Here is a 7881-nt window from a genome sequence, read left to right as displayed (position 1 = left end):
TGACCGGGGTCGGCGCCGACCGGGCCGGGCCCGCCGTGATCCTCGCCTTCATGATCGCCGGCGCGGTCTGCGCCTGCGCCGCGCTCGCTTATGCCGAGCTCGCGACCCTCATCCCGACCTCGGGCAGCGCCTACACCTATACCTATTCCACCCTGGGCGAGACTTTGGCCTGGGTGGTCGGCTGGAGCCTGATCCTCGAATATTCGGTCGCCTGCAGCGCGGTCGCGGTCGGCTGGGCCGGCTATCTGGTCGGCTGGCTGCAATCGATCGGCATCGCCCTGCCCGCCGCGCTCCTCGCCGGGCCGTTCGCCGATCCGAATCCGGGCCTCATCAACCTTCCGGCCGTGCTCGTCTCGCTCGCCGTGGCGGGCATGCTGATCGCCGGCACACGCGAGAGCGCGACGCTCAACATCGTCCTCGTCATCATCAAGCTGACCGCCCTCGCCGCCTTCGTCGCGCTGGCGCTCCCCGCCTTCAACGGCGCCAATTTCACCCCGTTCATGCCCTACGGCTTCGGCAGCAGCGTCGATGCCGAAGGAACGACGCGCGGGGTGATGGCGGCGGCGGCGATCGTCTTCTTCGCCTTTTACGGCTTCGATGCGGTCGCCACCTCGGCCGAGGAGGCGAAGAATCCGGGACGCGATCTCAAGATCGGCATCATCGGCTCGATGCTGGTCTGCACCCTCATCTACATGCTGGTCGCCCTGGCGGCGGTCGGGGCGCTCGACTACCGGCAGCTCGGCGATTCGACCGAGCCGCTGGCGCTGGTGCTGCGCACCCTGGATTATCCCTTCGCCGCCTGGGCGGTGGCGATCGCCGCGCTCGTCGCTTTGCCCTCGGTGATTCTGGTGATGATGTACGGGCAGAGCCGGATCTTCTTCGTCATGGCGCGCGATGGCCTCCTCCCCAGCGCCTTCAGCCGCGTTTCGCCGCGCAGTGGCACGCCGGCGCTGATGACGGCGGTCACCGGCGCCGCGGTCGCCCTGGTCGCCGGTTTCTTCCCCCTCGCCCAGATCGCTGAGCTCGCCAATGCGGGCACGCTTGCCGCCTTCATCGCAGTCGGCGCCTGCATGATGGTGCTGCGCCGCACCCGGCCCGATCTGCCACGCGTGTTCCGCTGCCCGGCGCCTCATGTCGTCGGCACGCTGACCATCATCGGCTGCCTTTATCTGCTCGTCAGCCTGCCGGGCCTGACCCTCGTGCGCTTCCTGATCTGGAACGCGATCGGGCTCGCGGTCTATTTCGCCTACAGCCGGGCCCGCAGCCTGGCCGCCCAAAATCACCCCGTCACCGGAATTTGAGGACGAACATGCCCCAGCTTCGCGCCACCGCCTCCCTGCTCACCCTCCTCGCTCTGCTGCCGGCCGCGCCGGCATTGGCCCAGCAGCAGCCCGCGGCGACCTCGCCCGACAGCGCCGACCAGCGGCTGCGGCGCCTCTATGAGGCGGAATGGGCCTGGCGGCGCGAGCAGTTCGCGCGGACCGAAGGCCGCGGCCCCGGCGCCGCGGCGGACCATCTGCCCAGCGTCACGCCCGAGGCATGGGCCGCGCGCCAGGCCTATTGGGAGCGCGCGCTCGCCGAGCTCGACACGATCCCGCTCGATGAGCTCTCCGACGAGGAGCGGCTCAACGCCCAGGTCTTCCGGACCATGATCGAGGAGCAGATCAGCGACGTGCGCTGGCGGACCTACGAGGCGCCGTTCAATTCCGACAGCTTCTTCTGGACTGGCGTCGCGCCGCAATCCGGCTTCGCCAACGCGGAGGAATATCGCCGCTACATCGCGCGGCTGCGCGACGTGCCGCGCTACTTCGCCGAGAATATCGCCAATATGCGGACCGGCCTCGCGCGCGGCTACAGCGTGCCGCGCGTGACGCTTACCGGCCGCGACCGCACGATCGAGCCTTATGCCGCCGATGGCGAGGCGAACCCGCTCTACGCCCCGTTCCGCAACATGCCCGCGACCATCTCGGCCGAGGACCAGGCGCGGCTGCGCGCCGAGGGGCTGGCGGCGATGCGCGAGGCGGCGGTGCCCGCCTATCGTGACCTGCTCGCCTTCTTCCGCAACGACTATATGACGCGCGCGCGGACGACGCTCGGCGCCTCGGAGATGCCCGACGGCGAGGCTTATTACCGCGCCCAGATCCGCAAATTCTCGACCCTCGACCTCAGTCCGCGCGAGATCCACGACACCGGCCTGCGCGAAGTCGCCCGCATCCGCGCCGAGATGGAGCAGGTGATGCGCCGGGCGAATTTCACCGGCAGCTTCGCCGAGTTCATCCAGTTCCTGCGCACCGACCCGCAATTCTACGCCGAGACGCCCGAGCAATTGCTCGGCGTCGCCGCCTATGTCGTGATGCGCGCGCACGGCCAGCTCGGCGAGACGATAGGCACGCTGCCGCGCTTCCGCCACGGCATCGTGCCCGTCCCCGACGCGATCGCGCCGATCTACACCGGCGGCCGGGGCGGGCTCGAGAATTGCATGTTCAACACTTACAATTTGCCGGCGCGGCCGCTCTACAATATCCCGGCTCTGGCCCTCCACGAATGCACGCCTGGCCACAGCTTCCAGGCGGCGCTCGCGCTGGAGGGGCCGAATCGGCCGCAATTCCGCCAGCAGACCTATTTCTCCGGCTATGGCGAGGGCTGGGGCCTCTATGTCGAATGGCTGGGCACGATCATGGGCATCTACCGCACGCCCTATGAGGATTTCGGCCGGCTGACCTACGAGATGTGGCGCGCGACCCGGCTTGTCATCGACACCGGCATCCACGCCTATGGCTGGGACCGCGACCGCGCCCTCGCTTATTTGCGCGACAACACCGCCATGTCGGAGCTGGAGATCGTCAACGAGATCGACCGCTACATTTCCTGGCCCGGCCAGGCGGTCGCCTACAAGCTCGGCGAGCTCACCATCCGGCGCCTGCGCGCCGAAGCCGAACGGCGGCTGGGCGAGCGCTTCGACCAGCGCACCTTCCACGACGCGATCCTCGCTTTGGGCTCGGTCCCGCTCCCCGTGCTCGAGGAGCGCATCCAAGCCTATATCGCGGCGGCGGAGAGGCGCCCGCGCAGCGCGCCCTGAGGGGAACGGGGCGCTTCCTGGCAGGTTGTTCCATAGCGAAGGAGAAACGCCATGAGACCGGCGCTTTTGCTGCTGTTGCCGGTGATGCTTCTGGCGGCGCCCGCGGCCGCCCAGCCCGACGCGCGCGAGGCGGAGCTGGCGCGGCTCGTCGAGGGGCGGATCGCCGGCCCGCCCGAGCGCTGCCTCAACCTGCGCCGGGCGCGGCTCGTGCGCATCGTCAACCGGACGGCCTTCGTCTTCCGCGCGTCCGGCCGGCTTTACGTCAGCCGCCCCCTGAACCCGGAGGCGCTCGACCGGCGGGACACGTTGGTCAGCTGGCGCCTCTCGCCCTTCACATGCGCCGGCGACCTCGTCCGGATGACCGACCGTTATTCGGGAATCATCCGGCTGGTCCGGATGGGCCCGTTCGTGCCCTATCGCGAGCGGCGCTAGCGGCTGGAGCCGCCCGGGCAGGCGCGCTAGGGCGGGGCGATGACCGCGCCCGCCCTTCAGGAAATCGTCGCCGCGGAGCTGGCCGAGCCGGTCGACCCGCGCGTGACCGCGATGGCGGCGGCGCTCGCGGCCGAATATCCCGGTGCGGCGCGGGCTGTGCTCTTCTACGGCTCGTGTCTGAGGCAGCGCGAGCTCGACGGGCTCATGCTCGATTTCTACCTGATCGTCTCCGACTATCGCGACGCCTATAGCTCGCGATGGCTGCGCGCCGCCAATCGGCTCATCCCGCCGAACGTCTTTCCGTTCGAGCATGAGGGGCTGATCGCCAAATATGCCGTGCTGAGCGAGGAGGACTTCGCACGCGAGAGCGAGCTTGAGGCGGGGAGTGTCTCAGTCTGGGCGCGCTTCGCGCAGCCGTCGCGGCTGGTCTGGGCCAGGGACCAAGCGGCGCGCGATAAGGTCGCGGCGGTAGTCGCCCGCGCGGCACCGACAATGTTTCAACTCACGCTGCCAATGATGGACCAGACGGTCGACGCATCCGTACTCGACATCTGGAAGCGGGGCTTTTCGCTCACCTATGACGCGGAGCTCAGGGCTGAGCGAGAGGATCGTTCCTTCTCAATCGTCGATGTCGACCCAGAACGCTACGAGCACTTCGGCCTGGCGGTGCTGGCGGAAATCGCCCGGACCATGGGAGTTGGGCCGAATGGCAAGGTCTCCCTGATGGCCGCACCCGCGCAAATGAAGCGTCGCTGGCGATGGATGAGCCGCAAGGGAAAGGTGCTAAGCCTGCTCCGCCTCGCCAAGGCCACCACGACCTTCGCCGGGGGCGTCGATTATATCGCCTGGAAAATCAACCGGCACGCTGGCGCCGGAATCGTCGTCAAGCCGTGGCAGCGGCGCTGGCCGATCCTCGGCGCGCTCACTCTGCTGCCGCGTCTGTGGCGGCGCGGGGCGATCCGCTGATCTCGCCGGAGAGCGCCGCCTCCACCGCCTCCGCCAAAGCCGCCACCGTGAACGGCTTGCGCAGCAGCTCGCCGCCCGCCAGCCCCTCGGCATCGCCCGCCTCGCCGACATAGCCGGTGACGAACAGGATCGGCATGGCGAACCCGCGCCGGCGGATCGCGGCGGCCAGCTCGGTGCCGGTCATCTCGGGCATCATCACGTCGGTGACGACCAGCTCGATCGAGGGATTGCGGTCGATCAGGTCGAGCGCCTCCGCCCCGCTGGCGCAGGCGATGGCGCGATGGCCGAGTTCCTCGAGCGAGGCGACGGTGGCGCGGGCGACGCGCGGATCGTCCTCGACGGCGAGAATGGTGACGCGGCGCCGGGCCGGACGGAGTGGCGCCGGCTCGGCGGGCGACTGCGCCGGGGCGGCGGCCTGCCCCTCTCCGTCGCCGCGCCGGGGCAGGTAGATCGCCACGCTGGTGCCGCGGCCGACCTCGGATTCGATCGTGACGTCGCCCTCCGACGGGCGGGCAAAGGCGAAGATCTGCGAGAGGCCGAGGCCGGTGCCCTTGCCGAGCGGCTTGGTCGTGAAGAAGGGCTCGAACACGCGATGGAGATTCTCCGGCGGAATGCCCTTGCCGGTGTCGGTGACGCGGATGCGGACATAGTCGCCGGGCTCGAGGACGTCGGTCTCGGTGGCGCCCAGCGTGACATTGTCGACGGCGATATTGAGGTCGCCGCTGCCGTCCATCGCGTCGCGCGCGTTGACGGCGAGGTTGAGGATCGCATTCTCGAGCTGGGTACGGTCCGCCCAGACCTGCCAAGGCTCGTCCGCGAACTGTGTATGGACCGTGATCCGCTCGCCGATGGCGCGGTCGGCGAGCTCGAGCATCTCCTCGACCAAACGGGCGGGCGCGATCTCTTCGGGCAACAGCGGCTCGGCGCGGGCGAAGGCGAGCAGGCGGCGGGTGAGCGCCGCCGCGCGGGTCGCGCCCTCCATCGCATTGTCGAGGTGGAACTCGACCTCGCGGCGCGGGCCGTGCAGCTTGCGGCGGGCAAGATCGAGCCCGCCGACCACCACGGCGAGCATATTGTTGAAATCGTGCGCGATGCCGCCGGTGAGCTGGCCGACCGCCTCCATCTTCTGAACCTGGCGGAGCTGCGCCTCGGCGGCGGCGCGCTCGGCCATCTCCGCCTTCAGCCGCGCGTTCGCCTCGCTGAGCTCCGCTGTGCGCGCCTCGACCGCCTGCTCGAGACCGACCGCGCGATAGGCCTCGGCATCCGCCTCGCGGCGGGCGCGGACGCCCTCGAGGAAGGCGCGCCAGGCGAGGATGGCGAGGCCGACCGCGCCGAGGGCGATCAGGATGGCCAGCCAGCCGAGCCATTCGGTATAGGCATCCGCGCGCTGGACGAAGACCTGGGTCGCGGCCATCCGGCGGTTGAGATTGGTCCGCTCGACCTGCGCGATCTCCTGAAGCTGGGCGCGCAGGGCTGGGAGCGTCGGCGACGAGGCGGCCTGGTAAAGCAGGCCGAGCCCGCCCGTGCCCTCGCCGCGCTGGGCAGCCGCCGCGGCCGGGGCCAACTCCGCGCCGCGCCGCGCGAACAAGGCCTCGAGCGCGGCGAGACGCCGCTCCTGCTCGGGGTCCGGGCCGAGCAGGCGGCGCAGCTGCGTGATCTGATAGCCGGCGCCGCGCCATTGATTGTAATAATCGGTGCCCGTCTCGCGCCGCTCGTCGAGCACGTAGCGGCCGAGCGCCGCCTCGGCGCGGGCGATGCTGGCGTCGATCGTCCGGGTCAGCACGACCACCTCGTAGCTGCGCCGCTCATAGCCGATCGCCTGATCGCGTCCGCGGTTGGTCAGGGCGACCATGACGATCAGGAAGATGAGCGCGAGCGTCGCCGCGAGCGCGCCCGCGCTCACCCAAAGCGCGCTCCGCGAGGGCGGCGGGCCCTCGTCGGCGCGGTCGGCCGCCTCCTCCGCCATGATGTGCGAACCTAGGCGAAGCGCGCGCTCATGGAAAGGCGAACGGCTCCGTAACCAATTCACTCGTCGCCGCGAACGGCGCATTTGGTCGCAGTTAACCACCGCGCGCTCCGACGGTCAGATGACCCCTGTGGCTTTGCCCGCATTCTCGAACATCCCGAGGATTGCGCCCACCACGGCATCGCTATGCTCGGCGCAGAGCGAGCAGCGCAGCAGGGTCATGCCGGCGGGCGTGGCGGGAGGGCGGGCGAGGTTGACGTAGAGGCCCTCGCCCAGCAGCGCCTCCCACATCGCGGCGCCGCGCTCCAAATCGGGCATGATCACCGCGATGATCGCCGATTGCGGCTCCTCCGTGCCGAGCCGGAACCCGAGCGCCTTCAGGCCCGCATGCAACCGCTTCGAATTTTCCCAGAGGTGCGCCCGCTTGTTCGAGCCGTGCATCAGCTTGCGAATCGAGGTCGCGGCGGTCGCGACCACGCTCGGCGGCAGCGAGGCGGTGAAGACATAGGGGCGGCAGACCAGCCGCAGGATCTCGAACTTCGGGTGGTTCGAGACGCAGAAGCCGCCGACCGTGCCGACGCTCTTGGAGAAGGTGCCGATCACGAAATCGACATCGTCGAGCACGCCCTGCGCCTCGGCGACGCCACGACCATTCTCGCCGATGAAGCCCATCGAATGGGCCTCGTCGACCAGCACCATCGCGCCCGCGGCCTTCGAAACCGCGACCATCTCCTTCAGCGGCGCGACGTCGCCGAGCATCGAATAGACGCCTTCGAGCACGACCAGCTTGCCCGCGCCTTCGGGGATCCGACCGAGGCGCTTCTCGAGCGCCGAGACGTCGTTGTGGCGGAAGGGCACGATCTGCGCCTGGCCCATCGCGCAGCCGTCGTAGATCGAGGCGTGGCTGTCGATGTCGAGGACGATATAATCGTCCTTGCCGGCGATGGTGGAGATGATGCCGAGATTGGCCTGATAGCCGGTCGAAAAGACCATGGCATGGTCCATGGCGTAAAAGTCCTTGAGCGCCTCCTCGCACGCCTTGTGACCGACATAGGTGCCGTTGAGGACGCGGCTGCCGGTCGTGCCCGAGCCGAACTCGTCGAGCGCCTTGTGGCCGGCGGCGATGACATCGTCGTCGAACGTCATCCCCATATAATTGTAGGTGCCGAGAAGGATGGTCTCCCTGCCGTTGCAGATCGCGCGGGTCGGCGAGAGCACCTTCTCCATCACCAGCGCGAAGGGGTCCTTGACGCCGGTATCGAGCAGCGCCTGACGCTCCGCGATCAGCGGGTCGAACTTGGCGAAAAGGTCGCTCATAGGCGCGGCGACGCGTCGTTCCTGAGCGTCTCGATCGCGTCGACGAGCTGGCCGACCGTCTCGATCTCGGCCTGCATGTTCATCGTGATCAAGATGTCGAACTCGTCCTCGACATTGGCGA

6 protein-coding genes and 1 pseudogene are annotated in these 7881 nt (G+C 69.0%); 4 read left to right on the top strand and 3 right to left on the bottom strand.

The features are described from left to right. The 4 genes from ACT4N8_RS04405 to ACT4N8_RS04390 form a co-directional block, all read left to right on the top strand. A partial coding sequence (locus tag ACT4N8_RS04405) for an amino acid permease (RefSeq protein ID WP_444856920.1) occupies positions 1 to 1301 on the top strand: 1301 nt, incomplete at its 5' end. An 8-nt stretch (positions 1302 to 1309) separates the two neighbouring features. Further along, entirely contained in the window at positions 1310 to 3079 is a 1770-nt protein-coding gene (locus tag ACT4N8_RS04400) for a DUF885 domain-containing protein (RefSeq protein ID WP_444856919.1), read from the top strand. Positions 3080 to 3130: 51 nt separating this feature from the next. Next, positions 3131 to 3511 carry a hypothetical protein gene (locus ACT4N8_RS04395; protein WP_444856918.1) on the top strand — a complete coding sequence of 127 codons (381 nt, stop codon included), beginning with the start codon at positions 3131 to 3133 and terminating at the stop codon, positions 3509 to 3511. A 39-nt stretch (positions 3512 to 3550) separates the two neighbouring features. Then, positions 3551 to 4477, top strand: a complete 927-nt coding sequence (locus ACT4N8_RS04390; RefSeq protein WP_444856917.1) for a hypothetical protein — start codon at positions 3551 to 3553, stop codon at positions 4475 to 4477. Here ACT4N8_RS04390 and ACT4N8_RS04385 read toward each other — a convergent pair. The 3 genes and pseudogenes from ACT4N8_RS04385 to ACT4N8_RS04375 all read right to left on the bottom strand — a co-directional run. Next, entirely contained in the window at positions 4434 to 6443 is a 2010-nt protein-coding gene (locus ACT4N8_RS04385; protein WP_444856916.1) for an ATP-binding protein, read from the bottom strand. The genes ACT4N8_RS04390 and ACT4N8_RS04385 overlap by 44 nt on opposite strands. 117 nt (positions 6444 to 6560) lie before the next feature. Beyond that, positions 6561 to 7760: a serine palmitoyltransferase gene (gene spt / locus ACT4N8_RS04380; RefSeq protein ID WP_444856915.1), complete on the bottom strand. Its 1200-nt coding sequence runs from the start codon at positions 7758 to 7760 to the stop codon at positions 6561 to 6563. After that, positions 7757 to 7881, bottom strand: a pseudogene (locus tag ACT4N8_RS04375) (acyl carrier protein); the annotation flags it as partial. The pseudogene ACT4N8_RS04375 and the gene spt, both read right to left, overlap by 4 nt.

The sequence above is a fragment of the Sphingosinicella sp. genome, from assembly GCF_052387495.1.
GTDB lineage: Bacteria > Pseudomonadota > Alphaproteobacteria > Sphingomonadales > Sphingomonadaceae > Allosphingosinicella.
Note: the sequence above shows the minus strand (reverse complement) of the source record. Positions and strands in the feature narration are given on the sequence as shown.

Coding starts and splice junctions, on each gene's coding strand:
- ACT4N8_RS04390 (WP_444856917.1), top strand. CDS start 3,551: ATGACCGCGCCCGCCCTTCAGGAAATCGTCGCCGCGGAGCTGGCCGAG.
- ACT4N8_RS04400 (WP_444856919.1), top strand. CDS start 1,310: ATGCCCCAGCTTCGCGCCACCGCCTCCCTGCTCACCCTCCTCGCTCTG.
- ACT4N8_RS04385 (WP_444856916.1), bottom strand. CDS start 6,443: ATGGCGGAGGAGGCGGCCGACCGCGCCGACGAGGGCCCGCCGCCCTCG.
- ACT4N8_RS04395 (WP_444856918.1), top strand. CDS start 3,131: ATGAGACCGGCGCTTTTGCTGCTGTTGCCGGTGATGCTTCTGGCGGCG.
- spt (WP_444856915.1), bottom strand. CDS start 7,760: ATGAGCGACCTTTTCGCCAAGTTCGACCCGCTGATCGCGGAGCGTCAG.